Below are 22,633 nucleotides of genomic sequence, written 5' to 3' on the forward strand. Positions count from 1 at the left end.
TGGTTGGCAAGGCGCGCTTGATAGATGACGGTTTTAGTGCTCTGGGAAAATCTCACACTGTCCACTTGCTCTATGCAAGGCACGTTTCACACTACTGATGTGAGTGCCAAATCTTCGCGCTACAGCCGATTTCGTAGCCTGGCGGGTTAGGACCAGGCGTACGGCCTCACTTTCTTCGGCGGGCGTCATTGCTCGTGGTCTTCCTGGCTTGGAGCCTCGACGCATCGCTGCGTGCAATCCTTCTCGCGTACGCTCGCGAATCATCTCCAGCTCGAATTCGGCAAATGCTCCGACAATCTGCATCATCATGCGCCCGGCTGGCGTGCTTGTATCTATCGCCTCGGTCAGGCTCCAAAACTGCGCGCCGATGGCGTTAAGCCTATCTAGAATTTGTAATAGATGTCTTAGGGATCGCGCGACCCGATCTAGCTTGTAGACGACAAGCACGTCGCCCTGTTTCAGTGAACTGAGAAGTTTCTCAAGTTCCGGCCGCTTGGCGTCGCCACCTGAGCGCTTCTCCGAAAAAACAAAATCGACGCCTGCTTTGCGCAGTGCATCGATTTGCGTTTGTGTTTCTTGTTCTTTAGTACTTACTCTTGCGTATCCGTATTGCATCTAGCTGACCTGACCCTCTCTCACGTGCGCGGTTGCGCATGCGAAACGGTAGTGAGAATGGGGGTGCATAGTGTGCAAACCTTTAACAGGAAAGGAGGCGTAAAAAAACCGGCCAAAGCCGGTTTTGTTTGCCCTTTGTATTTTGTGAAATTTGCGGTAAGCAACGCTGCAGGGAGGCGAAACCGTCCGTTTCCGCCAGTATAAAAAGCCGCCTTCGGGCGGCTTTTTTGCGTCTGCCAAAAACTTGTCACTGCACCAAAGACGCCGCAAGCTGCCCCACCTTGGCCAGCGCGACATCGCGCTGTGCGGCCGGCTGTTGTGTGCCCGTGAGGTAAGCCGCCACCAGCAAAGGCGGGCGCCCCGGCGGCCAGATCAGGCCCACGTCGTTGGTCGAGCCGTGGGCCCCGGTTCCTGTCTTGTCGCCGACACGCCAGCCCGGCGGCAGCAGCGCGCGCAGGCGGCGGTCGCCGGTGGTGTTGGCTTGTAGCCATTGGACGAGCAACTGCCGCGATGCGTCGGACAGGGCTGAGCCCAGCGTAAGCTTGTGCACCGTGGCCAGCATGGCGTCCGGCGTCGTGGTGTCGCGAACGTCGCCGGGTGCCGATTCATTGAGTTCGGGTTCCGTGCGGTCCAGCCGTGTCATCTTGTCGCCCAAGCCGCGCAGGTAGGTCGTGAGTCCGTCCGGGCCGCCAAAGCTGGCCAGCATCAGGTTGGCGGCCGCGTTGTCGCTGACGATGATGGACGCTTCGCACAGCGCGGCCATGGGCAGGCCTTGCGGGCCTATGTGTTGCTGCGTCGTGGGCGAGTGGGGCAGGATGTCGCCGGCCGCGATGGGGATTCTTCGATCCAGCTGCTCCTGGCCGGCATCCACGCGGTGCAGCACCAGTGCCGCCGCCAGCAGCTTGAAGGTGCTGCACATCGGAAAGCGTTCGCCGGCGCGGTAGCCGTACTTCGCGCCGCTGCCGGTGTCGAGGATGGAAACACCCAGCCGGCCGCCGCTGGTTTTTTCTATGGCGGCCAGGCGCCGGGTGGCGGATGCCGTATCTGGCCGATTACCGGCACCCAATGATTTCTGGGTGTAACTGAACAGCCCGCCACCGACCACCAGCCCACCCAGCGCACCTGAAAATTGCCGTCTTTGCATGTTTTTCCTCTGAAGCTATTGAACAAGGCCGTGACGATAACAAGGGCCTGGCAATCCAACAAACGGCAATAATCGAGGTTATCCATAAGTAAATCTGGGGCTTAAGCGCTATGCACCTTCCTCTCAATGCCTTGCGCGCCTTTGAGGTCTCGGCCCGGCACCTGAGCTTCACGCGGGCGGCTGACGAGCTCAACGTGACGCAAACCGCCATCAGCCAGCATGTGAGGAACCTCGAGGAGCGCATGGGCGTGCCGCTGTTTCGCCGCCTGCCGCGCGGGCTGGCGCTGACCGACGAAGGGCTGGCGCTGCTGCCGGTGCTGGCGGAATCTTTCGGCCGCATGGGCTCGGTGCTGGAGCAATTCAAGGACGGGCAATTCCGCGAAGTGCTGACGGTGGGCGCCGTCGGCACCTTCGCCGTCGGCTGGCTGATTCCGCGCCTGCGGGATTTCCAGCGCGCCCATCCCTTCATCGACTTTCGCCTTTTCACCAACAACAACCGCGTCGACCTGGCCGGTGAGGGCCTGGACTACGCGATCCGCTTCGGCGACGGCGCCTGGCACGGCACTGAGGCCGAGGCCCTGCTGGTGTCGCCGTTGTCGGCCATGTGTTCACCCGCGCTGGCCCGGGGCTTGCGCGAGCCTGCCGATCTGGCCAGGGAACTGCTGCTGCGCTCCTACCGGGCCGATGAATGGGCGCGCTGGTTTGCCGCGGCCGGTGTCGCCTGCCCAGTGGTTCGGGGTGTGGTGTTTGATTCTTCGCTGACCATGGCCGAGGCGGCCGCGCAGGGCGCCGGTGTGGCGCTGCTGCCGGTGAACATGTTCGCGCGCGAACTGCAGGTCGGGCGCCTGGTGCGACCGTTCGCGGTGGAAATAGAAACCGGCGGCTACTGGCTGACCCGGCTTAAATCGCGGCCGGCCACAGCCGGCATGCGCATCTTCAGGGACTGGTTGCTGGCTGCGGCGGCGGCTGTGTGATCACGGACGCGGTGGCCTCACCACTGCGTGGAGCCCGCGGCCCGCTCCACTTCTTCGAGCGCGTAACGGGTGAATTCGTCGATCTCATTGGACTTGTCGAACACCGCGTCGGCGCCTATGGCCAGGCAACGTTCGCGCACGGCGGGCGTGGCGTAGTTGGTCAGGACGATGACCTTCTGCCTCAAGTCCCTCTCGCGGCAATTCATCACCACACCCAGGCCGCTGCCCTCGAGCAGAAACAGGTCCACGATGGCGAGGTCCCAGGAGGCCTTGTTCTGGTTCAGCCACTGGACCGCTTCTGCTTCCTTGCTGGCCCAGCCCACGATGCGCGCGCGAGCCAGTTCCTCCAGTGATTCCGCGAGGCTGTCGCGGATGACGGGGCTGTCTTCAACCAGGTAGATTCTGAGGCGCATGCAGCTTGGGGTAACAGGGATTCGGGGCCGGCGGAATATGCCGCAGTTTACTGAGCGAACGCGTATTTCCGACTCGGGAAAAACGTGGACGGACGATTATGAAACAAAGCGTGAACAATCTCCTCCCGCGCCGCGCGACCTTGGCGCCCTGGGCCTGTTCGCCATAATTCGCAGTGTTTCACGCCGAAACAGATTACGGACCCCATCATGCGCCTGCGCCATATCGAAGTCTTCAACGCCGTCATGTTGACCGGCAGCGTGAGCGGGGCCGCTCGCCTGATCAACGTCACGCAGCCGGCCGTGAGCCGTATCCTGCAGCATGCGGAACTGCAGCTGGGCTTCGCGCTGTTCCAGCGCAGCAAGGGCCGGCTGACGCCGACCTCCGAAGCGCTGACGCTGTACCCGCACATCGAGCGCCTGTTCGCCCAGCTCGACGAAGTGCAGCGCCTGGCCGCCAACCTCAAGACCGGAGGCAGCGCCGGGGAACTGCGCATCCTCACGGTGCTGGCGCTCAGTTATGAAATCCTGCCGCATGCCATCAAGCTGTTTCGCGTCAAGCATGCCGACGTGGCCATCACCCTTCAGGCCCTTCATTCGCCGCAAATCGTTTCGGCGCTGGCGCTGCAGGAGGCCGATGCCGGCTTTCTGTTCAGCCCGGTCGCGCATTCGGCACTCGCGCAGGAGCACCTGGCCGACGGCCGCATGGTGTGCGTGGCGCCCAAGGGCATGCTGGCCCCGCGCCTGGTCAAGCGCGGCAGCGTCACGCTGGCCGACCTGAGCAAGTCGCCGGTGGTCGGGCTGGACGCGCTGGACCCGGTGGGCCGCAGCCTTAACCAGGCCTGCCGCGAAGCCGGTGTGGGCCTGGAGTTCCCCATCACGGTGCAGACCTACCACTCGGCGCTGGCGCTGGCCCACCACGGGCTGGGCATTGCCGTGATCGACACCTGCACCGCGGCCTCGGCCGATCCTGCGCGCGTGGACGTGCTGGAGCTGGAGCCGCTGATCCCCGTGCCCATCAAGGCCTTGTTCCCGGCCGGCAAGCCCGGCTCGGTGGTGGTCAGGGCGTTTGTGCGCTGTTTCCAGCAGGCCCTGACGCAGCGCGCCTGAAACCCCAGGTGCGGCTTGCTGGTCTCTTCGCAAGTAACAGCGCGGAACCGGCTTTGCCGGGCCGCTGCTGTTGCCCCTGCGGGGGGATCCGGCTACACGAAGTGAGCCGAGAAGGGGGCTAACTCACCTCGCGATCATGCGGCTGATGCGCTGCGCCGAACCGAAGGCCAGGGTAAAGCCCAGCGCGCCGTGGCCGGTGTTGAAAAACAGGTTGTCCGGCCCTTTGGCGTGCCGGCCTATCACCGGCAGGCCGGTGGGTGTAGCGGGGCGCATGCCGGCCCAGGGGCTCAATCCCTCAAAGCGGCTGCAGCCCGGAAAAACCGTCTCGGTCGAAGCCTGCAGCGAGGCGATTTGCGCCGGGTCCACTGCCGTGTCGTAGCCCGAGAGTTCGGCCATGCCGGCCACGCGCAGGCGCGAGCCTATGCGGGCGAACACCACCTTGCGCGCGCTGTCGGTCACGCTGACCGAGGGCGCCGCATGCTCTGCGGGAGCGACGTCCACCGTGATGCTATAGCCCTTGAGCGGGTAAACCGGCAAATGCAGGCCCAGGCCTTGCGCCATCAGGGCCGAGTCCGCGCCCAGCGCCATGACAAAGCGCTCGGCTTCGATGTGGCCTTGCGGCGTGGCCACGGCGGCGATGGACTTGCCGCGCTGCACCAGTTGACCGACCGGCGTGTCCAGCAGAAAGCGCACGCCCAGCCGGCGCAGCACCACCAGTAGCGCGTCGCAGGTTTTCTGGCAGTCGGCCGCGCATTCGCCGGGTGTGTAGATGGCGCCTGCGATCTGCGCATGGCGGCTCTTCAGCGCGGGCTCTATCTCCACGCAGCGGTCGGCATTGACGGCTTCCTGGCTGCTGCCCAGTTCGCGCTGCAGCAGCATCTGCCGCTGCGCGGCCGAGAAGGCGGCCTCGTCCGAATACAGCACCAGCTTGCCGGTGGCGGAGAAATCGTTGTCGAGTTTTTCCTCGGCCATCATGGCGTCGAAGGACTGGCGGCTCAGCGCCGCCAGCGACAGCAGCTGGCCCGTGGTGTCGCGCGAGGTCTTGCTGTTGCACGCGGCCAGGAAGCGCAGGCCCCACAGCCATTGCCGCGTGTCCAGGCGCGGGCGAAGCTTGAGCGGCGAGGAGGGTGACAGCAGCAGCTTGGGCAGTTGCCGCCAGATGGCCGGGTCGGCCAGCGGCTGGACGTAGGAGTAGCTCAGCTGGGCGCCGTTGCCGCCGCTGGCGCCGCTACCGGGACTGGCGCGGTCCACCACCGTGACTTCATGGCCGGCGCGGCGCAAGCTGTAGGCGGTGGCGAGGCCCACGATTCCCGCACCAAGCACGCACACATGCATAAAAACCCTTGTTGTTTCTCGAATGAGCGCGACTGTACGCAAGGCGCACGGGTTTGAACAATGCTGAATTCGCCAACGGCCATGACTTCCGGTTATGCCCCGGGCCCCAAGGCGGTGCGCTTGGGTAAACCATGAGTTTTTGTCATGGGTTTGACGTGAAAATGAATGACACGCCGGGCGCCGCAGTTCCTACACTAGCGATGCCAGTTTCCCCCGGTTACCGAAACTACCAACCCATTGCCCCCGAAAGGACACGCATGAAATTCACTACCCTCATGAGCGCCGTGCTGCTGACAGCCGGCCTGGCCGCCAACGCGGGCGCGCAAACCGTGCCGACGCTGAAAAAGGTCGCCGACAGCAACAAGATCACGGTGTCCTACCGGGAAGCATCGGTGCCTTTCAGCTACCTGATCGGCTCCAAGACCTCCGTGGGTTTTTCCGCGGAACTGACCGAGGCCATCATTGACGACGTGCGCAAGAAGGTGAAAAAGCCCAACCTCGAAGTCGCCTACATGCCCGTGACCTCGCAGAACCGCATCCCGCTGCTGGTCAACGGCACTTATGACCTTGAATGCGGCTCGACCACCAACAACTCCGCGCGCGGCAAGGACGTGGCCTTTGCCATCAACCATTTCTACACCGGGACGCGCCTGCTGGTCAAAAAGTCCTCCGGCATCAAGAACTACGCCGACCTGGCCAAAAAGACGGTGGCCAGCACCACCGGCACCACGAATGCGCAGGTGATCCGCAAGTACAGCGCCGACAAGAAGCTGGACATGCAGCTGATCCTGGGCAAGGACCACGATGATTCGCTGCTGCTCGTCGAAAGCGACCGCGCGCTGGCCTTCGCCATGGACGACATCCTGCTGTTCGGCCTGATGGCCAACTCCAAGAACCCGGCCTCGCTGGAAGTCGTCGGCGACTCGCTGCAGGTCGAACCCTATGCCTGCATGCTGCGCAAGGACGACCCCGAGTTCAAGAAGCTGGTCGACGGCACCATCACCCGCCTGATCAAGTCCGGCGAGTTCACCAAGATGTACGCCAAGTGGTTCACTTCGCCGATTCCGCCCAAGGGCGTGAACCTGAACCTGCCCATGAGCGAGGAGCTCAAGGCCAACCTCAAGGCGCTGAGCGACAAGCCGGCGCTGTAAGCCCCCGCGGGGAGCGCCGGCGCGCCGCTCCCCGCTGATGGCTTCAGGTCATCGCGCTGCCGGCGCCTGCAAGGCCGGCGGCTTTTTTCCCCTAGCAACCATCAATGGCCGGCTGCCCTGAGGCACAGGCGGCCGGCGTGCGCCTGGATTTTGTCGCTTTCCGGGCGCACCACTACTGAAAGGCAATGACATGAACAGACCCCGCGTGGTCGGCATCCTGGGCGGCATGGGGCCTGCCGCGGGCGCGGATTTCGCGCGCCTGTTTGTCCAGGCTTGCGCGGACCACATGCGCGCCCTGGACATCCCGGTGTCGGACCAGGGCTTTCCCGAGCACTGGCTGGCCCAGGTGCCGGTACCCGACCGCAGCACGGCGCTGGAACTGCCCGGGCCGGGGGGGCACCAGCCGCTGGACCCCATGCTGCAGGCCATGGGCAAGCTGGCGGCCCTGGGCGCCACCACGGTCGCGGTGGCCTGCAACACCGCCCATGCCTGGCACGGACAGCTGCAGGAACGTTTTCCGCAGCTCGAAGTGCTGCACGTGGCCCGCGAGGTGGCGCACACGCTGGCCGCGCGCGGCGTGCGCGAGGTGGGCCTGCTGGCCACTGAGGGCACCTATCGCGCAGGCCTCTACGACCAGGCGCTGCGCCAGGCCGGCCTGCAGTGCCACACACCCGCGGCCGAGGAACGCGAACGCCTGATGCGCGGCATTTATGAGGGCGTGAAAGTGGGCAACATGGCGCTGGCGCGCGAATGCTTCACGGGCGTGGCCGAGGCACTGGCCGCGCGGCACGGGCTTTCCACGCTGATACTGGGCTGCACCGAGATACCGCTGGCGCTCAGCGCGGTGCCCGGCATGGAGGCGCTGGACTTGGTGGACCCCGCCGCGCTGCTGGCGCAGGCTCTGGCGCAGCGGGCCTACGCTAGCGCTTAATCAGCGGAGGCGCTCCAGCGGTTGTTCCAGGCCTTGTCCAGCGTGCGGCGGTCGCGCTTGGTGGGGCGGCCGTGTTCCTGGGCGCCGGCCGGGTCGCTGTTCAGGCGGCGCTGCTCGGCGGCCTCGGCCTTCAGGCGCAGGCTTTCCTCGGTTTCTTCATAGAGCTGCTGGGCCACCGGGGCCGAGCCGCGCTGGCTGCTGATGCCGCGTACCACCACCGTGCGGTTGACCTGGCCCTGGCGCAGCGACACGGTGTCGCCGGACTTGACCTCGCGCGCGGGCTTGGCCTCGGCGCCGTTGACCTTGACCCGGCCCTTGTCGATTTCCTCGACCGCGAGCGCGCGGGTTTTGTAAAAGCGGGCCGCCCACAGCCATTTGTCGATGCGCAATTTATCCATTGGCGGCTATTTTGAACCAATACCCAACGCCCCTGCCGGGCGCGTGGGCGCTTCAGGCCGTGGGCAGGCGGACCACCGCGTCCAGCCCGGTCACCTGGCCGTGCACGACGCGGTTTTCCAGGGTGATGCTGCCGTGCATGGTTTCGACGATCTCGCGGCAGATGGCCAGCCCCAGGCCGGAGCCGTGGCGCACGTCGCCCGCCGAAAACGGCTCGTAAAGCCGCGCCGACAGCTCGGCTGACACGCCGGGCCCGCTGTCGCTCAAGGTCATCGCCACAAAGCTGGCGTCGCGCACGATGCGCACGGCCAGCGGGCCGCCGGCCGGCGTGTGCTTGATGGCGTTGTGCAGCAGGTTGCGCGTGAGTTCGCCCAGCATCCATTCATGCGACCTGACCTGGGCCGGCACGGTTTCGATCTCGAAGTCGATGTCTTTTTCGGCGATCAGGGGCGAGAGGTCCAGCGCCACCGAACGCACCACCTGCGCCAGGTCTATGGCCTGCAGGTCGGCCTGCTGGCGCAACTGCTCCACCTTGGCCAGGGCCAGCATCTGGTTGGCCAGCACGGTGGCGCGGTCCACGGTCTGGTTGATCTCACCGAGCGCGTCGCGCGCCTCCATGTCGCCGCGCAACGCCGACTGCACCTGCACCTTGAGCACCGCCAGCGGCGTGCGCAGCTGGTGCGCCGCGTCGCGCACAAAACGCTTCTGGTTGTCCAGCAGGTGCTGCAGCCGGCCCATCACCTGGTTGGTCGCCTCGATCAGCGGCAACAGCTCGCGCGGCGCGTCGGGGGCGGCGATGGCCGTCAGGTCGCCCTCGGGGCGCGCCTTGAGTTCGGCGCTGAGCCGGCGCACCGGACGGGTGGCGCGCTGCACCACCACCACCGCGACCAGAGCGATCACCGCCAGCAGGATGGCCTGGCGCCACAAGGTGTCAAAGAGGATCTTGCGCGCCAGCGTCTTGCGCAGCTCCAGGGTCTCGGCCACCTGCACCACGGCCATGGCCCGGCCCTTGCCGCTGGCCACGGGCTGCAGCAGCACGGCGACGCGAACCGGTTCCTCGCGGAACACGTCGTCGTAAAAATCCACCAGCGCCGAATACGGCGGGCGTATGGGGATCTCGCCGCGCCAGAAGGGCAGTTGCTCAAAACCCGAGACCAGGTCCCCCTTGAGGCTGGAGACGCGGTAGAACAAACGGCTCTGGTTGTCGGCCTCGAAGGCCTCCAGCGCGGCATAAGGCACGGTCACGCGCAGTTCGGACTGCTCGTCGTAACCGGTCACGTCCAGCTGTTCGCCTATGGACTTGGCCGAGGCCAGCAGGGTGCGGTCATAGGCGGTGTTCACCGCGGCCAGCGCCTGGCGGTACAGGCTGGCGGTGTTCACGATGATCAGCACACCGACGGGGAGCAGGATGCCGGTCAGCAGATACCGCCTAAGGGAAATGGCTCTCTGGCCGCTGGCTTCATGCGGTGCCGGGCCTGCTGGCGACGTTTGCTCCGGCGGCTCAGGCTCCCGGCCGCTCATGCATCCACTTTCAGCAGGTAGCCCAGGCCGCGCAAGGTGACCAGGGTGACGCCGGTCTGGGCCAGCTTTTTGCGCAGCCGGTAGACCACCACTTCGACGGCCTCGTACTGCACGTCGGTTTCGCCGGGAAACACCAGTTCGAAGAGACGTTCCTTGGACACGGCGTGGCCCAGTTTGCCTATCAGGGTCTGCAGCAGGGCCAGCTCGCGCGGCGTGAGTTCCAGCACCTGGTCGCGGTGGTAGATGGCGCCGCTTTCCCTGTCATAGCGCAGATGGCCCACGAGCTGGGGCGCGGCGCCGGGTTCCGCGCCGGCCGCGGGGCGGCGGCGGCCCAGGGCGCGCAGCCGCGCCTCGAGTTCGTCCAGGTCAAAGGGCTTGGGCAGGTAGTCGTCGGCGCCGGTGTTCAGGCCGACGATGCGGTCGCCCACGGTGCCGCGGGCCGTGAGGATCAGCACCGGGGTCGTCAGGCCCTGGCCGCGCGCCTGCGCCAGCACCTGCAGGCCGTCCAGGCCGGGCAGGGTCAGGTCCAGCACCACCACGTCGGGCTGCGTGGCCTTCCACTGCGCCAGGGCCTGGCGCCCGTCGGTGCAGCTGAAAACCTCCATGCCGCGCCGCCCCAGGGCGCGCTGCAGCGCCGCCTGCATGGAGGCGTCGTCCTCCACCAGCAGTAGTTTGACCGTGGACATCACCGTGGGCATCATGGGTTAGGGCCTGTTGTTGGGGCCTGTTAACAGGCCCTAGACATTAGCACTTTCCCCAGTCCCGCCGGACAGCCGTTTGACAGCCAGGGGGTGCATGATAGGCGGGTTATCAGCCATCCGGGCGCCTTGGGCGCCCATCCACAGGAGACATTCTCATGCGTCGCGATACCTTTCTGAAATCCCTGGCGGCCCTGGCCGCGACCGGTGCCTTGCCCCTGTCGGCCTCCGCGGCCGCCAACATCAAGATGTTGATTCCGGCCAATCCCGGCGGCGGCTGGGACACCACGGGCCGCGCCCTGGGCAAGGCCATGACCGACTCCAAGGTTGCCGACACGGTGACCTACGACAACAAGGGTGGTGCCGCCGGCGCGCTGGGCCTGGCCCAGTTCGTCAACGGCTCCAAGGGCGACCCCAACGCGCTGATGGTGATGGGCGCCGTGATGCTGGGCGGCCTGATCACCGGCAAGCCGCCGGTGAGCCTCTCGCAGGCCACGCCGATCGCGCGCCTCTCAAGCGAGTACAACGTGTTCGTGCTGCCCGCCAATTCGCCCTTCAAGACCATGAAGGACGTGGTCGACCAGCTCAAGAAGGATCCCGGCAGCGTGAAGTGGGGCGGCGGCTCGCGCGGCTCCACCGAGCACATCGCGGCGGCCATGATCGCGCAGAAGGTTGGCGCCGATCCTTCCAAGATCAACTACGTCGCCTTCCGCGGCGGCGGTGAGGCCACGGCGGCCATCCTGGGCGGCAACGTCACGGTGGGCGGCAGCGGCTACAGCGAGTTCGCCGAGTACATCAAGGCCGGCAAAATGCGCGCCATCGCCGTGACCTCCGGCAAACGCCTGCCGGGCGTGGACGTGCCCACGCTCAAGGAGCAGGGCATCGACGTGGAAATCGGCAACTGGCGCGGCGTCTACGGCGCCCCCGGCATCACGGCCGAGCAGCGCAAGGCCCTGACCGACCTGGTGCTGGCCGCGCTGAAGTCGCCGGCCTGGGCCGAAGCCGTGAAGAAGAACGACTGGACGCCCGCCGTCCTGTCGGGCGAGGCTTTTGCCAAGTTCGTCGATGACGACTTCGCCGCCCTGCGCGCGACCATGGTCAAGTCCGGCATGGTCTGACCCTTCAGGTCTTCGCGCGTGTAAGCGTGCAAGGGCGCCACGCCGTCCCGGTGTCGGATTTGATGAAAATTTGACGAAAGGGCGGCGTGCCGCCAGACTGTTCACGTCCGTCCCACGTCTTTCGGGAACTATAACGATGACAACAACTTCAGATCCCTCGGCCGTCTGGCCGCAAACCCTGGTCGGTGCCGGCGTGCTGCTGACCGGCCTGGCGCTGGCCTTCGGCGCGATCAGCATCTCTTCCGAGGCCGGCTACGGCGGCGTCGGCCCCAACTTCCTGCCCTGGCTGGTCTCCGTCGGTCTCACGGTCTGCGGCGCCTGGATCATCTGGGAAGCGCGCAGCGGCGGCTTCCGCGAGCTGGACCCCCCTTCCGGTGCCGCGCAGGCCTACTGGCCCGGTTTTGCCTGGGTTTCGGCGGGGCTGCTGCTCAATGCGGCGCTGATCACCACCATAGGCTTCATCCTGAGCTGCACGCTGTGCTACCTGCTGGCGGTGCAAGGTCTTCGCCGCGCGAGCGGCCAGGCGGGCGTCAATGCGCCGCGCACCTGGGTCACCGATTTTGTGGTGGGGCTCCTGATCTCCGCGCCGGTGTTCTGGATGTTCACCAAATTCCTGGCGATCAACCTGCCGGGCCTGACGAACACGGGGTGGATCTGACATGGACATCTTCAATGCCCTGATGGCGGGTTTCGCCACGGCGATCACGCCGGTCAACCTGATCTGGTGCCTGGTGGGCTGTGCCCTGGGCACGGCCGTGGGCGTGCTGCCCGGCATAGGCCCGGCGGTGGCGGTGGCCATGCTGCTGCCCATCACAGCCAAGGTCGACATCACCGCCTCGATGATTTTTTTCTCGGGGATCTACTACGGCGCCATGTATGGCGGCTCGACGACCTCCATCCTGCTGAACACGCCCGGCGAAACCGCCAGCATGGTCACGGCCATGGAGGGCAACAAGATGGCCAAGAGCGGGCGCGCCGGCGCGGCGCTGGCCACGGCGGCGATAGGCTCATTTGTGGCGGGCACCATCGCCACCGTCATCGTCACGCTGTTCGCCCCCTTTGTGGCGGAATTTGCCGTCAAGCTGGGCCCGCCCGAGTATTTCCTGCTGATGCTGCTGGCCTTCACCACGGTGAGCGCCGTGCTGGGCAAGAGCACCTTGCGCGGGATGACGGCACTGCTGGTCGGCCTGGCCGCCGGCTGCGTCGGCCTGGACCAGATCTCGGGCCAGGGCCGCTACACCGGCGGTATCCCGGAACTGCTCGACGGCATTGAAATCGTGCTGGTGGCCGTCGGCCTGTTCGCGGTGGCGGAAGTGCTCTATGCCGTGCTCTATGAGGGCAAAACGGTGGAGGACCAGAACAAGCTCAGCCGCGTGCACATGACCAAGGCCGACTGGAAGCGTTCGATTCCGGCCTGGCTGCGCGGCACCGCGATCGGAACGCCTTTCGGCTGCATTCCGGCCGGCGGCACCGAGATACCGACCTTCCTGAGCTACGCCACGGAAAAGAAGCTGGCGAGCCCGGACATCAAGGCCGAGTTCGGCGGCAAGGGTGCCATCGAAGGCGTGGCCGGCCCCGAGGCGGCCAACAACGCCACCGTGACGGCGGCGCTGATCCCGCTGCTCACGCTGGGCATCCCGACCTCGAACACCACGGCCATCCTGCTGGGCGCCTTCCAGAACTACGGCATCCAGCCCGGCCCGCAGCTGTTCACCACTTCCGCCGCCCTGGTGTGGGCGCTGATCGCCTCGCTGTACATCGGCAACGTCATGCTGCTGGTGCTCAACCTGCCCATGGTGGGCCTGTGGGTCAAGCTGCTGAAGATCCCCAAGCCGCAGCTCTATGCGGGCATCCTGATCTTCGCGACGGTGGGTGCCTACGGCATGCGCCAGAGCGCATTCGATTTGTTCCTGCTTTATGCCATCGGGTTGCTGGGCGTGCTGATGCGCCGTTTCGACTTCCCCACCGCGCCCGTGGTGGTGGGCATGATCCTGGGCCCTCTGGCGGAGGCGCAACTGCGCAATGCCGTGTCGATAGGCGAGGGCAGCGCCATGGTGTTCTTCCAGCGCCCCATGTCGATCACGCTGGTCGTGATTGTGGTGGCGGTACTGGTACTTCCACGCCTTGCCAAATACTGGACGAGGAGCAAAACTGTAAGTTGAGGTTCCAACAACAGAAGGAGACGACATGCTGACCATCAAACGACGCGCTGCCCTGGAAAAACTCGCAGGGCTGGGATTGGCGACATGGGGCGGGGCCATCCCCGCGTGGGCGCAGACGGCGGCCAGGCCGCCGGCGGCCGCACAGCCCAAAGCCAAGGTGGTCAAGCTGGCGCCCAAGTTGCGCATCGTGATCCCGGCCAATGCCGGCGGCGGCTGGGACCAGACCGGCCGCGCCCTGGGCACGGCCCTGGTCGGTGCCGGCGCGGTGGATGAGATCGAGTATGAAAACAAGGGCGGCAAGGGCGGCACCATAGGCTTGGCCTACTACGCCGAAAAATACAGCGGCGACGCCAACACCCTGTTGATGGGCGGCATGGTGATGGTGGGCGCGGTGGCCCTGCAAAAGCCGGCCGTCGACATGAGCCGCATACGCCCGATCGCGCGCCTGACCAGCGACTACCTCGTGGTGGTGGTCGCCGCCAATTCGCCGGTGCGCACGATTGCGGACCTTGCCGGCCGTATGCGGGCCAACCCCAAGGACGTGCCCATCGCGGGCGGCTCGGCCGGCGGCGTGGACCATGTGTTCGCCGGTGTGTTCACCCGCGCGGCCGGCAGCAAGCCGGAAGAACTGGTGTACCTGCCCTTTGCCGGCGGCGCCGAAGTGGTGCAGGCCGTGCTGGGCGGCAAGGCGGCGGCCGGCATCTCGGGCTACAGCGAATTCGCCGACGAGCTGGCCAGCGGCAAGCTGCGCGCCATCGGCGTGTCGTCCAAGCGCACGGTGTTCGGCATTCCCTCCATCCGCGAGCAGGGGGTGGACGTGGACATGGCCAACTGGCGCGGCGTGTTCACCGGCCAGAACGTGGCCGAGGCGCGCCAGGCGGAAATGCTGGAAGCCGTGAAGGCGGCCACCGGCCATGAATCCTGGCAGAAAACGCTCAAGCAGAACCACTGGGAGTCTTCGCTGCTCTCGGGCCCCAGCCTCGCGAGCTTTATCGATTTCGACCTGACCACTTCGCGGGTCATGGTGCATTTGCTCAAGCTCAAGGCCTGAGCCGCGAGCGCGCGCCCCGGGTGCGACGCCCGGGTGCCCGTGCTCCTGCGAGTGGCATGAAAAGTGCTCTGGTGCAAGGGTCCGGGTACTGGATCAAACACCTAGCCATTGCCCTGGAGACTCGATCTACCATGGCCTTGGGAGGAAAAAGACATGCTGACCATCCAACGACGTACGGTTCTGGGCGCACTCGCCGGCCTCGGAATGGCCGCACCGCTTTGGGCCCAATCGGCGCCCAAGGGCAAGCTGGCGCCCAAGCTGCGCATCGTCATTCCCGCCATGTCCCGCACCGCGCTCGACGAAGCCGGGCGTGCCCTCGGTGATGCCCTGGTGGGCCAGGGCCTGAGCGACGAGATCGAGTACGAGAACAAGGAAGGCGGCAGCGGCACCGCGGGCCTGGCCTGGTATGTGCAGAAGTACAGCGCCGACCCCAACGCCTTGTTCATGGGCGACAGCAACCTCGTCGGTGCGCTGGCATTGCAAAAACCGGCCGTGGACCTTACCAAGGTCAAACCGATTGCGCGCCTGACCAGCGACTACCCGGTGGTCGTGGTGGCGGCCGCATCGCCGGTCAAGACCATCAACGAACTGGTGGAGCGCCTGCGCACCAACGCCAAACAGACGTCCATGGCCATAGGCGCGGTCGGCGGCGCCGACCATGTGTTCGCGGGCCTCTTGGCCAAGGCTGCCGGCGCCAGGCCGGAAGACGCGGTCTACCTGCCGTTCGCGCGCAACTTCGAGCTGGTCGATGCGGTGATGGGCGGCAAGGCGGCGGCCGGCGTTTCGAGCTACGGCACCTTCAGTGCGGAGCTGGCCGGCGGCAAGCTGCGCGCCATCGGTGTCTCCTCCAAAAAAGCCAGCTACGGCGTCAAGTCGGTTCGCGAGCAGGGGCTGGACGTGGACCTCACCAACTGGCGCGCCGTGTTCACCGGCGCCGGCGTGCCGGCCGCTCGCCAGGCCGAGATGGTGGAGGCCGTGAAAGCTTCGTTGGCCTATGAGCTGTGGAAGAAGACCCTCAAGCAAAGCTATTGGGAGCAGTCCTGGATGTCGGGGCCGGACCTCGGCAACTTCATCGACTTCGATGTGAAGACCACGCAGCTGATGGTGCAGCTGCTCAAGCTCAAGGTCTGATTTAAGGCCTGATCTTCGGACAGGCTATTTGGTCGCGCCCAGCGCCAGCGCCCGTTCGCGCGAGGCTGCCATGGCCTTGGCCGTGTCCGCGGCATCGGCCTGCTGCGGCCAGCCCGCCAGGTGCTGCTGCGCGATCTCGGCCAACCCGGCGATCCATTCATGGCTGTCGTTGAGGCAGGGGATGTAGCCGAACTCCTTGCCGCCCGCGTGCAGGAAAGCCTCGCGCGCCTCCATGTTGATCTCTTCCAGGGTTTCGAGGCAGTCGCCGGTAAAACCCGGGCAGATCAGGTCGACCCGCTTGACGCCGGCCTGGGCCATGGCCACCAGGGAAGGCTCGGTATAGGGCTGCAGCCATTTGGCCTTGCCGAAGCGTGACTGGAAGGTGACCTTGTACTGCGCGGGCTCCAGGCCCAGCTGCGCGGCCAGCAGGCGCGCGGTCTTGTGGCATTCGCAGTGGTAAGGGTCGCCCAGTGTGAGCGTGCGTTCGGGCACGCCGTGAAAGCTCATGACCAGCTGTTCGGCGCGGCCCTGGGTGCGCCAGTGCTCGCGCACGCGGGCGGCCAGGGCTTTGATGTAGCCCTCGTGGTCGTGGTAGTGGTTGACGAACCGGAGCTCGGGGATGCGGCGTATGCGTGCCGCCCACTGGTAGACCGCGTCAAACACGCTGGCGGTGGTGGTGCCGCTGTACTGCGGGTAGGCCGGCAGGATGAGCACGCGCTCCACGCCGTCGGCCTTGAGCTGGCTCAGCTGCGAGGCGATGGACGGCTTGCCGTAGCGCATGGCGTAGCGCACCTCAACCGGGTGGCCGCGCACCGCCAGGTAGCCGCGCAGCATGGTGGCCTGCTTCTGCGTCCAGACCCGCAGCGGCGAGCCTTCCTTCGTCCAGATGCTGGCGTATTTGGCGGCTGATTTTTTGGGCCGCACGCGCAGGATGATGCCGTGCAGGATCAGCCACCACAGCGGCTTGGGAATTTCGACCACGCGCGGGTCGCTCAAAAATTCGGCCAGGTACCGGCGCAACGCCGGCGCCGCGGCTTCGTCAGGGGTTCCCAGGTTGCAGAGCAGCACGGCGGTGGTGGAAGAAGCTGCCGGGCCGACGGGCGGCGCGCCGTGGGAGAAGGGCGGTTCGGGGGTGAAGCGGGGGCGAAAAAACATGGGTTATTCTCGCCTATCCATCTTCCGCTTACCATGCTCGACCTGACCACCATCAAAGCCATCACGCTAGACCTCGATGACACGCTGTGGCCCATCTGGCCGGCCATCGAAAGAGCCGAGAAAGCGCTGGACGACTGGCTCAGCCGGCATGCCCCCATGACCGCGGCGCTGTTTTCCAACCCCGCCGCGCGGCACGAGATCCGCGAGCATGTCACGCGCTCGCGCCCCGAGCTCAAGTACAACCTCAGCGCCATACGCCGTGAGGCGATACGGCTGGCGCTGTACCGCTCGCGCGAGGATCCGCTGCTGGCCGAGCCCGCCTTCGATGTTTTTTTTGACGAACGCAACAAGGTGACGCTGTTCGAGGACGCCGTGCTGGCACTTGAGTTCCTGTCCGACCGCTACCCGCTGGTGGCGGTGTCCAACGGCAATGCCGACATCAGGCGCATAGGCATTGACGGCTATTTCAAGGCCAGCATCAGCGCCCAGCAGTTCGGCGTGGGCAAACCCGATCCGCGCATCTTCCATGCCGCCGCCGGCGCGGTGGAGGTGCTGCCCGGGGAGGTCCTGCATGTGGGCGACGACGCCACTCTGGATGTGCTGGGAGCGCTCAATTGCGGCATGCAGACGGTGTGGGTCAACCGCTCCGACCAGTTGTGGGCGCACCCGGACGTGCCGCACGAGACGGTGGCCACGCTGACCGAGTTGTGCGACCTGTTTCCACGCTGAGGCGGGCCGGCCCCTGGGGGGCTTTTTTGGGAAGGGGTTTTCTCCATGACGCTCAAGATCTACGGCACGGCCGCCTCGCGCGCTGCGCGCCCGCTGTGGCTGGTCCACGAGATGGGCCTGGCCCATGAACACATCCCGCTGCCCTTCACGGGCGGCGCCACACGCACGCCGGAGTTCCTGGCCATCAACCCGAACGGGCGCATTCCCGTGGTGGACGACGACGGCGTGCTGGTCTGGGAATCCATGGCCTGCGTGCTCTACCTGGCCGAGCGCTTCAAGGCGCCCGGCGTGCCGTTGCTGGCCGCTCAAGACCATGCTGAGCAGGCCGAGATTTTGCGCTGGAGCTTCTGGGTGGTCACCGAGTGCGAAAAAGACGCGCTGGCGTTTTTGATGCACCGCATCCTGATGCCGGCCGAACGCCGCAAGCCCCAACTGGCCGATGACGCGGAACGCCACCTGTTGACGCCGCTGCGCGTGCTTGACCAGCACCTGCAGGCAAGGCCCTACCTGGCCGGCGAACGTTTTACCGCGGCCGACATCTGCGTGGCCTCGGTGCTGGCCTGGGTGCAGGGCGGGGCCGGGCTGATGGAGAAATGCCCGCGGGTAGATGAGTGGCTGCAGCGCTGCCTGTCGCGGCCGGCTTACCGCACGGTGCGTTTGCTGGCCAAGAGCGCCTGAATCCGCTTAATGAAGATGCCGGGCAGCCTCCAGCCCTGAGCGCACCGCGCCTTCCAGCGTGGCGGGATAGGGCCCGGCGATGTAGTCGCCGCAGGCATACAGGCCGGGCGCGACCTCGGCGCCGGGGCGCTGCAGACCGGGCGTGCAGGCAAAGGTGGCGCGCTTTTCCACAATGGTCTGCACGGCCTCCATGGCGCCCAGCCCCAGATGCCAGAGTTGTGATTTCGCCTGCGCCAGCACCTGTGCGGTCAGCGTGGCGCTGTCGCCGCTGCTGGCGCTGATCACAAAGGCCAGAAGGCCGGCCGGGCCGCCGAGCTGCCCCCGGTCAAACACGAATTGGGCCGGTTCCGCGGCATTGGAAGGCAAGGCCATCATGGGCAGCGGCAGGCGCGCACCCGAAGCCCAGGCATAGACGGTCGTCAAGGCCTCGTGCTGCAGGCCGTGCGCGCGCGCCAGCCAGTCCACCGCAGCCACGCCGCTGCCTTCAACCAGGCGCGCCGCTTCCTGTGGCGGGCAGGCCAGCACCACGCAGTCGAAGGCCGCGCTGGTGTCGGTACTGACGACCCAGCCCGCGCCGACAGGCGCGATGACCTGCACGCGCGCGCCCAGCTGCGGCGCATTGCCCTGTGCGGCCAGCCAGGCCAGCGCCGCGTCGGGCAGCAGGGCGCTGAGGTCGGTGCGCGGCAGCAGCAGGTTGGAGCCGCCGCTCTCTGAAAAAAGCGCGTCGCGCATCACGCGCAGGAACACCTGGCCGCTGGCGCGCTCCGCAGGCGTGTTGAGCGCCGAGACGCACAGCGGATCGATCAGCGCAGCCATGGCGCCGGGCGCCAGGCCGCGGCACAGGTCGGCGACCGACTCATCGGGCGCGCACTGGAATTTCTTGAGCTGCCAGCCCACCGCGAGCTTGAGCATGGAAAGCTTGTCGCCCATCGGCCAGTCGCGCGCCAGCAGGATGCCGGCGAGCGCATCGAGCGGGGCCGGCAACTGCGGCAGCTTCAGGCCGCCGCCATCGGGAAACTGCAATGTCAGAGGCATCCTCAGCAGCGTGGCATCGGCGTCCACGCCCAGGTCTTTCATCAGGCGCAGGGTTTCGGCATAGGCGCCTATAAGGATGTGCTGGCCGTTGTCCAGTGCCACGGCCTGGGCCTGCAGGGTGCCGCCCACGCGGCGCGCGCGCCCGCCCGCGGTACGGGTGGTTTCAAACAGCGTGGCCTGATAGCCCAGACGCGTGGCCTCCACCGCTGCCGCGCAGCCGGCCCAGCCTGCGCCTATCACCGCAACTCTCATTTACACAACTCGCCCGAATGCCTGGGTTTTCCAGGCCAGCCAGAATTTACGCAGCGGCGTGAGGCTCACGCGCTGGTGCAGCACCTGGTAACCATCGGCGGCGATTTCGCGCAGCAGCGTGCGGTAGATGCTGGCCATCATGAGGCCGGGTTTTTGCGCGCGGCGGTCGGTTTCGGGCAGCATGGCCAGCGCTTCGTCGTAAAGCGCCAGGGCGCGCTCGGTCTGGAATTTCATGAGCGCGGTAAAGCGGTCGGAGTACTGGCGCTTCAATATCTCATGCGCTTTCACGTCGAACTGCTGCAGCTCGTTGACGGGCAGGTAGATGCGCCCGCGCATCGCGTCTTCACCCACGTCACGGATGATGTTGGTGAGCTGGAAGGCCAGGCCCAGCTTATGGGCGTAGGCCGTGGTGGCTTCGTCGGCCTGGCCGAAAATGCGCGCGGCGACCTCGCCCACGATGCCTGCCACCAAATGGCAGTACTGCTTGAGTCCGGGGTAGTCGAGGTAGCGGTTTTGCTCGAGGTCCATCTGGCAGCCGTCGATCACGGCCTGCAGGTGGCGCGCCTCGATGCGGTAGGTGGCGGCCAGCGGCATCAGCGCTTTCATGACCGGGTGCGCAGGCTCACCGGCATAGGATTTCAGGACCTCGGTTTGCCACCAGGCCAGCTTGGTGCGGGCCACGCCGGGGTCGGTGACCTCGTCGACCACGTCGTCGATCTCGCGGCAAAACGCATAAAAGGCCGTGATGGCGGCGCGCCGCTCTTTGGGCAAAAACAGGAAGGCGTAATAGAAACTGCTGCCGGATGCGGCGGCTTTTTGCTGGACATACTGCTCGGGCGTCATGCGGCGATTGTCACATGGGATGCCGCGCGGCCAGGGTGCCGGATCAGCGCATCAACAAGGCGCGCCAGCCCATCAGCAACAAGTCCCAGGGCTTGAGTTTTGGGCGCCGCTGCAAGGTGTTAAAGCCTTGCGCTTCTATCTTGTCCAGGATGCGCAGGCCGCCTTGCACCACCAGGCGCAGCTCCCAGCCTCCGCGCCCGGGTATCTTTTTGCATAGAGGTGCACCCCTGAGCATCATGGCCCGTGCGGCATGCACATGGGCCGCTATCAGCGCGAGGGTGGCCGGGTTGGCTTGCAGCGCCAGCAACTGCGCTTCATCGACGCCGTGGCGGACCCAGGCATCAGCCGGCAGGTAGATGCGCCCGCGAGGGATGTCCACGCCCAGGTCTTGCCAGAAGTTGATCAGTTGCAGGGCGCTGCAGATGTCGTCGCTCATTTGCAGCGAAGCCGCGTCCTGGATGCCGTAGAGGTGCAGCAGCAGCCGGCCCACGGGATTGGCTGAGCGATTGCAGTAGTCCAGCAGTTCGGTTTCGTCGGCATAACGTTGCTTGACCGCGTCCTGTTCGAAGGCGCTCAGCAGGTCGGCCAGTAGCTTGACGGGCAGTTCGAACCGCGCCATCTGGGGCCGCAGCCGCTCGAAGACCGGCGCCCAGCGCGGGGAGGGCGGTAAACCTGCCGCGGTCGCCATCAGGTCGGCGCGGTAGGCGGCCAGCTCGTCCAGGCGGGCCTGCGGCGTGGCCTGGCCCTCATCGGCGATGTCGTCGGCCGTGCGGGCAAACCAGTAAATCGCCGCGATGGGCGGGCGCAGCCGCGGCGGGCACAGCAGCGAGGCCACGGGGAAGTTTTCATAGTGCGACACCCCTTGAAGGGGAACCGGGGCGCTGGGCTGTTGGAGGCCTGGGGTCATGCGGGCGATTGTCGCTTGACAAGCCTGGGCATTTACCCTAGATTACTAACCGGTCAGTCAGTAGTGAGTTTTCTAAGCTTTCGCCTGGCTGCATGCCGTCCGAGTTTTCACACCAATCCGACCATGAATAAAACCGTTTTCTCCGTGGTGGGCGCTGCCGTGCTGCTGGCCGCCTGTTCCAAGTCCGCCCCGCCCGAAGAGCCGGTTCGCGCCGTGAAGGTGCTCACTGTGGGGGCCAATGCGTTTTCGTCCAGCCATGAATATGCGGGCGAAGTCAAAGCCCAGGTCGAGTCGAGGCTGGGCTTTCGGGTAGGCGGCAAGATCATCAAGCGCCAGGCCGAGCTCGGCCAGCGCGTCAAGGCCGGGCAGGTGCTGGCCCAGCTGGACCCGCAGGACTTCAGGCTGGCCGCCGATTCGGCCCGCGCCCAGGTGGCCGCAGCCACCACCAACCGCGACCTGGCCGCCGCCGACTTCAAGCGCTACAAGGAGCTCAAGGAGCAGAACTTCATCAGCGGCGCCGAACTGGAACGCCGCGAAACCACCCTCAAGGCGGCGCAGGCGCAGCTCGAGCAGGCGCAATCGCAGTTCGCGGTGCAGGGCAACCAGGCCAATTACGCGGCGCTGGTGGCCGATGTATCGGGTGTGGTGACCGCCATCGAGGCCGAGCCGGGCCAGGTTGTGGCGGCAGGCGCGCCGGTGGTGCGCATCGCGGCCGACGGCGTGCGCGACGTGGTGTTCTCGGTGCCCGAAGACAAGGTGGCCGGCATCAAGGCCGGCTCAGCGGTCAAGATACGCGTCTGGTCGCAAAACGCCGATCTGGCCGGTAAGGTTCGGGAAGTCGCCGCCAGCAGCGACCCGGTCACGCGCACCTACACCGTCAAGGTTTCTATCGATGCCAAGGAGCCGCCGCCGCTGGGCGCTACGGTGTATGTGGTGCCGGAATCGGGCACCGCCGTCGGCGTGCCGGTGATCAAGCTGCCGACCACGGCGCTGCGCCAGGAAGGCAAGGCCACGGCCGTGTGGGTGGTCGACAAAGCCAGCATGACGGTCAAGCCGCAAATCATCCAGGTCGCCACGGCCGATGGCAACGAAGTGGTGGTGGGCTCGGGACTGCAGGCCGGCATGCTGGTTGTGAGCGCCGGTGTGCATGTGCTGTCGCCGGGCCAGAAAGTGACCTTCTACCAGCCCAGCGTGGCGCTGGCCGGCGCGACGCCGGCGCAGGCCAGCCCGAATGCCATGGCTGCCGCCGCGGCACCCGCATCCGCTGCCTCCGGCGCGAAGTGAGGC

The 22,633-nt window shown here is 66.2% G+C and carries 23 protein-coding genes; 12 read left to right on the forward strand and 11 right to left on the reverse strand.

What is annotated here, in order from left to right:
* Positions 1-33: 33 nt before the first annotated feature.
* The gene (locus tag PMI15_RS24410) at positions 34-615 is read right to left on the reverse strand and encodes a recombinase family protein (RefSeq protein WP_007870515.1); all 582 of its coding nucleotides are present in this window, start codon (positions 613-615) and stop codon (positions 34-36) included.
* Positions 616-862: 247 nt separating this feature from the next.
* Positions 863-1,759, reverse strand: a complete 897-nt coding sequence (gene bla / locus PMI15_RS14855) for a class A beta-lactamase (protein WP_007870518.1) — start codon at positions 1,757-1,759, stop codon at positions 863-865.
* Positions 1,760-1,869: 110 nt separating this feature from the next.
* Here bla and PMI15_RS14860 point away from each other — a divergent pair, with 110 nt between their 5' ends.
* Positions 1,870-2,733, forward strand: coding sequence for a LysR family transcriptional regulator (locus PMI15_RS14860; RefSeq protein ID WP_007870520.1), 864 nt, complete (start codon positions 1,870-1,872; stop codon positions 2,731-2,733).
* A gap of 17 nt (positions 2,734-2,750) precedes the next feature.
* On the opposite strand, the gene PMI15_RS14865 is transcribed toward PMI15_RS14860, so the two are convergent.
* Positions 2,751-3,146: a response regulator gene (locus tag PMI15_RS14865; RefSeq protein ID WP_007870523.1), complete on the reverse strand. Its 396-nt coding sequence runs from the start codon at positions 3,144-3,146 to the stop codon at positions 2,751-2,753.
* A gap of 207 nt (positions 3,147-3,353) precedes the next feature.
* Here PMI15_RS14865 and PMI15_RS14870 point away from each other — a divergent pair, with 207 nt between their 5' ends.
* Entirely contained in the window at positions 3,354-4,253 is a 900-nt protein-coding gene (locus PMI15_RS14870) for a LysR family transcriptional regulator (RefSeq protein ID WP_007870526.1), read from the forward strand.
* A 123-nt stretch (positions 4,254-4,376) separates the two neighbouring features.
* Here the strand turns inward: PMI15_RS14870 and PMI15_RS14875 are convergent, their stop codons facing one another.
* Positions 4,377-5,588: a D-amino acid dehydrogenase gene (locus PMI15_RS14875; protein WP_007870529.1), complete on the reverse strand. Its 1,212-nt coding sequence runs from the start codon at positions 5,586-5,588 to the stop codon at positions 4,377-4,379.
* 257 nt (positions 5,589-5,845) lie between these two features.
* On the opposite strand from PMI15_RS14875, the gene PMI15_RS14880 reads away from it, so the two are divergent.
* On the forward strand, positions 5,846-6,739 hold the full coding sequence (locus tag PMI15_RS14880) for a transporter substrate-binding domain-containing protein (protein ID WP_007870531.1): 894 nt from the start codon (positions 5,846-5,848) through the stop codon (positions 6,737-6,739).
* Positions 6,740-6,929: 190 nt separating this feature from the next.
* A complete protein-coding gene (locus PMI15_RS14885; protein ID WP_007870534.1) occupies positions 6,930-7,670 on the forward strand; it encodes an aspartate/glutamate racemase family protein in 741 nt (246 codons plus the stop codon).
* Here PMI15_RS14885 and PMI15_RS14890 read toward each other — a convergent pair.
* The 3 genes from PMI15_RS14890 to PMI15_RS14900 are packed head-to-tail and all read right to left on the reverse strand — an operon-like array spanning position 7,667 to position 10,288.
* Positions 7,667-8,068 carry an RNA-binding S4 domain-containing protein gene (locus tag PMI15_RS14890; protein WP_007870536.1) on the reverse strand — a complete coding sequence of 134 codons (402 nt, stop codon included), beginning with the start codon at positions 8,066-8,068 and terminating at the stop codon, positions 7,667-7,669. The two genes, PMI15_RS14885 and PMI15_RS14890, sit on opposite strands and share 4 nt — an antisense overlap.
* A 52-nt stretch (positions 8,069-8,120) precedes the next feature.
* Positions 8,121-9,587 carry a sensor histidine kinase gene (locus PMI15_RS14895; RefSeq protein ID WP_007870538.1) on the reverse strand — a complete coding sequence of 489 codons (1,467 nt, stop codon included), beginning with the start codon at positions 9,585-9,587 and terminating at the stop codon, positions 8,121-8,123.
* On the reverse strand, positions 9,584-10,288 hold the full coding sequence (locus PMI15_RS14900) for a response regulator transcription factor (RefSeq protein ID WP_007870540.1): 705 nt from the start codon (positions 10,286-10,288) through the stop codon (positions 9,584-9,586). Before PMI15_RS14900 ends, PMI15_RS14895 begins: the two co-directional genes overlap by 4 nt.
* Positions 10,289-10,443: 155 nt before the next feature.
* Between PMI15_RS14900 and PMI15_RS14905 the strand changes: the two genes are divergently transcribed.
* From PMI15_RS14905 to PMI15_RS14925, 5 genes are all read left to right on the forward strand, one after another.
* Positions 10,444-11,403, forward strand: coding sequence for a tripartite tricarboxylate transporter substrate binding protein (locus PMI15_RS14905; RefSeq protein WP_007870542.1), 960 nt, complete (start codon positions 10,444-10,446; stop codon positions 11,401-11,403).
* 136 nt (positions 11,404-11,539) lie between these two features.
* A complete protein-coding gene (locus PMI15_RS14910) occupies positions 11,540-12,061 on the forward strand; it encodes a tripartite tricarboxylate transporter TctB family protein (RefSeq protein ID WP_007870545.1) in 522 nt (173 codons plus the stop codon).
* A gap of 1 nt (position 12,062) precedes the next feature.
* Positions 12,063-13,565, forward strand: coding sequence for a tripartite tricarboxylate transporter permease (locus PMI15_RS14915; RefSeq protein ID WP_007870547.1), 1,503 nt, complete (start codon positions 12,063-12,065; stop codon positions 13,563-13,565).
* Between the two features lie 25 nt (positions 13,566-13,590).
* On the forward strand, positions 13,591-14,616 hold the full coding sequence (locus PMI15_RS14920) for a tripartite tricarboxylate transporter substrate binding protein (protein ID WP_007870550.1): 1,026 nt from the start codon (positions 13,591-13,593) through the stop codon (positions 14,614-14,616).
* A 153-nt stretch (positions 14,617-14,769) separates the two neighbouring features.
* Positions 14,770-15,747 carry a tripartite tricarboxylate transporter substrate binding protein gene (locus tag PMI15_RS14925; RefSeq protein ID WP_007870553.1) on the forward strand — a complete coding sequence of 326 codons (978 nt, stop codon included), beginning with the start codon at positions 14,770-14,772 and terminating at the stop codon, positions 15,745-15,747.
* 24 nt (positions 15,748-15,771) lie between these two features.
* On the opposite strand, the gene hemH is transcribed toward PMI15_RS14925, so the two are convergent.
* The gene (gene hemH, locus PMI15_RS14930; protein ID WP_007870556.1) at positions 15,772-16,902 is read right to left on the reverse strand and encodes a ferrochelatase; all 1,131 of its coding nucleotides are present in this window, start codon (positions 16,900-16,902) and stop codon (positions 15,772-15,774) included.
* Positions 16,903-16,935: 33 nt separating this feature from the next.
* On the opposite strand from hemH, the gene PMI15_RS14935 reads away from it, so the two are divergent.
* Positions 16,936-17,631 carry an HAD family hydrolase gene (locus PMI15_RS14935; RefSeq protein WP_007870559.1) on the forward strand — a complete coding sequence of 232 codons (696 nt, stop codon included), beginning with the start codon at positions 16,936-16,938 and terminating at the stop codon, positions 17,629-17,631.
* 45 nt (positions 17,632-17,676) lie between these two features.
* Complete coding sequence (locus PMI15_RS14940; protein WP_007870563.1) at positions 17,677-18,309, forward strand: glutathione S-transferase family protein; 633 nt, start codon at positions 17,677-17,679, stop codon at positions 18,307-18,309.
* Between the two features lie 6 nt (positions 18,310-18,315).
* Here the strand turns inward: PMI15_RS14940 and hpnE are convergent, their stop codons facing one another.
* The 3 genes from hpnE to hpnC are packed head-to-tail and all read right to left on the reverse strand — an operon-like array spanning position 18,316 to position 21,346.
* Positions 18,316-19,596 carry a hydroxysqualene dehydroxylase HpnE gene (gene hpnE, locus PMI15_RS14945; RefSeq protein ID WP_007870566.1) on the reverse strand — a complete coding sequence of 427 codons (1,281 nt, stop codon included), beginning with the start codon at positions 19,594-19,596 and terminating at the stop codon, positions 18,316-18,318.
* Complete coding sequence (gene hpnD, locus PMI15_RS14950; RefSeq protein ID WP_007870569.1) at positions 19,597-20,439, reverse strand: presqualene diphosphate synthase HpnD; 843 nt, start codon at positions 20,437-20,439, stop codon at positions 19,597-19,599. It abuts the gene before it with no gap.
* 43 nt (positions 20,440-20,482) lie between these two features.
* Positions 20,483-21,346 (reverse strand): squalene synthase HpnC, encoded by an 864-nt coding sequence (gene hpnC, locus PMI15_RS14955; RefSeq protein ID WP_007870572.1) that lies wholly within the window; start codon positions 21,344-21,346, stop codon positions 20,483-20,485.
* A gap of 123 nt (positions 21,347-21,469) precedes the next feature.
* On the opposite strand from hpnC, the gene PMI15_RS14960 reads away from it, so the two are divergent.
* The gene (locus PMI15_RS14960) at positions 21,470-22,630 is read left to right on the forward strand and encodes an efflux RND transporter periplasmic adaptor subunit (protein ID WP_007870575.1); all 1,161 of its coding nucleotides are present in this window, start codon (positions 21,470-21,472) and stop codon (positions 22,628-22,630) included.
* Positions 22,631-22,633: the final 3 nt, after the last annotated feature.

Origin of the sequence: Polaromonas sp. CF318 (genome assembly GCF_000282655.1) — a bacterium.
Taxonomy (GTDB): domain Bacteria; phylum Pseudomonadota; class Gammaproteobacteria; order Burkholderiales; family Burkholderiaceae_C; genus Polaromonas.

Coding starts and splice junctions, on each gene's coding strand:
- PMI15_RS14895 (WP_007870538.1), bottom strand. CDS start 9,587: ATGAGCGGCCGGGAGCCTGAGCCGCCGGAGCAAACGTCGCCAGCAGGC.
- hemH (WP_007870556.1), bottom strand. CDS start 16,902: ATGTTTTTTCGCCCCCGCTTCACCCCCGAACCGCCCTTCTCCCACGGC.
- PMI15_RS24410 (WP_007870515.1), bottom strand. CDS start 615: ATGCAATACGGATACGCAAGAGTAAGTACTAAAGAACAAGAAACACAA.
- PMI15_RS14920 (WP_007870550.1), top strand. CDS start 13,591: ATGCTGACCATCAAACGACGCGCTGCCCTGGAAAAACTCGCAGGGCTG.
- PMI15_RS14885 (WP_007870534.1), top strand. CDS start 6,930: ATGAACAGACCCCGCGTGGTCGGCATCCTGGGCGGCATGGGGCCTGCC.
- PMI15_RS14860 (WP_007870520.1), top strand. CDS start 1,870: ATGCACCTTCCTCTCAATGCCTTGCGCGCCTTTGAGGTCTCGGCCCGG.
- PMI15_RS14900 (WP_007870540.1), bottom strand. CDS start 10,288: ATGATGCCCACGGTGATGTCCACGGTCAAACTACTGCTGGTGGAGGAC.
- PMI15_RS14935 (WP_007870559.1), top strand. CDS start 16,936: ATGCTCGACCTGACCACCATCAAAGCCATCACGCTAGACCTCGATGAC.
- PMI15_RS14925 (WP_007870553.1), top strand. CDS start 14,770: ATGCTGACCATCCAACGACGTACGGTTCTGGGCGCACTCGCCGGCCTC.
- PMI15_RS14880 (WP_007870531.1), top strand. CDS start 5,846: ATGAAATTCACTACCCTCATGAGCGCCGTGCTGCTGACAGCCGGCCTG.
- PMI15_RS14905 (WP_007870542.1), top strand. CDS start 10,444: ATGCGTCGCGATACCTTTCTGAAATCCCTGGCGGCCCTGGCCGCGACC.
- hpnD (WP_007870569.1), bottom strand. CDS start 20,439: ATGACGCCCGAGCAGTATGTCCAGCAAAAAGCCGCCGCATCCGGCAGC.
- PMI15_RS14875 (WP_007870529.1), bottom strand. CDS start 5,588: ATGCATGTGTGCGTGCTTGGTGCGGGAATCGTGGGCCTCGCCACCGCC.
- PMI15_RS14910 (WP_007870545.1), top strand. CDS start 11,540: ATGACAACAACTTCAGATCCCTCGGCCGTCTGGCCGCAAACCCTGGTC.
- PMI15_RS14865 (WP_007870523.1), bottom strand. CDS start 3,146: ATGCGCCTCAGAATCTACCTGGTTGAAGACAGCCCCGTCATCCGCGAC.
- bla (WP_007870518.1), bottom strand. CDS start 1,759: ATGCAAAGACGGCAATTTTCAGGTGCGCTGGGTGGGCTGGTGGTCGGT.
- hpnC (WP_007870572.1), bottom strand. CDS start 21,346: ATGACCCCAGGCCTCCAACAGCCCAGCGCCCCGGTTCCCCTTCAAGGG.
- PMI15_RS14915 (WP_007870547.1), top strand. CDS start 12,063: ATGGACATCTTCAATGCCCTGATGGCGGGTTTCGCCACGGCGATCACG.
- PMI15_RS14960 (WP_007870575.1), top strand. CDS start 21,470: ATGAATAAAACCGTTTTCTCCGTGGTGGGCGCTGCCGTGCTGCTGGCC.
- hpnE (WP_007870566.1), bottom strand. CDS start 19,596: ATGAGAGTTGCGGTGATAGGCGCAGGCTGGGCCGGCTGCGCGGCAGCG.
- PMI15_RS14870 (WP_007870526.1), top strand. CDS start 3,354: ATGCGCCTGCGCCATATCGAAGTCTTCAACGCCGTCATGTTGACCGGC.
- PMI15_RS14890 (WP_007870536.1), bottom strand. CDS start 8,068: ATGGATAAATTGCGCATCGACAAATGGCTGTGGGCGGCCCGCTTTTAC.
- PMI15_RS14940 (WP_007870563.1), top strand. CDS start 17,677: ATGACGCTCAAGATCTACGGCACGGCCGCCTCGCGCGCTGCGCGCCCG.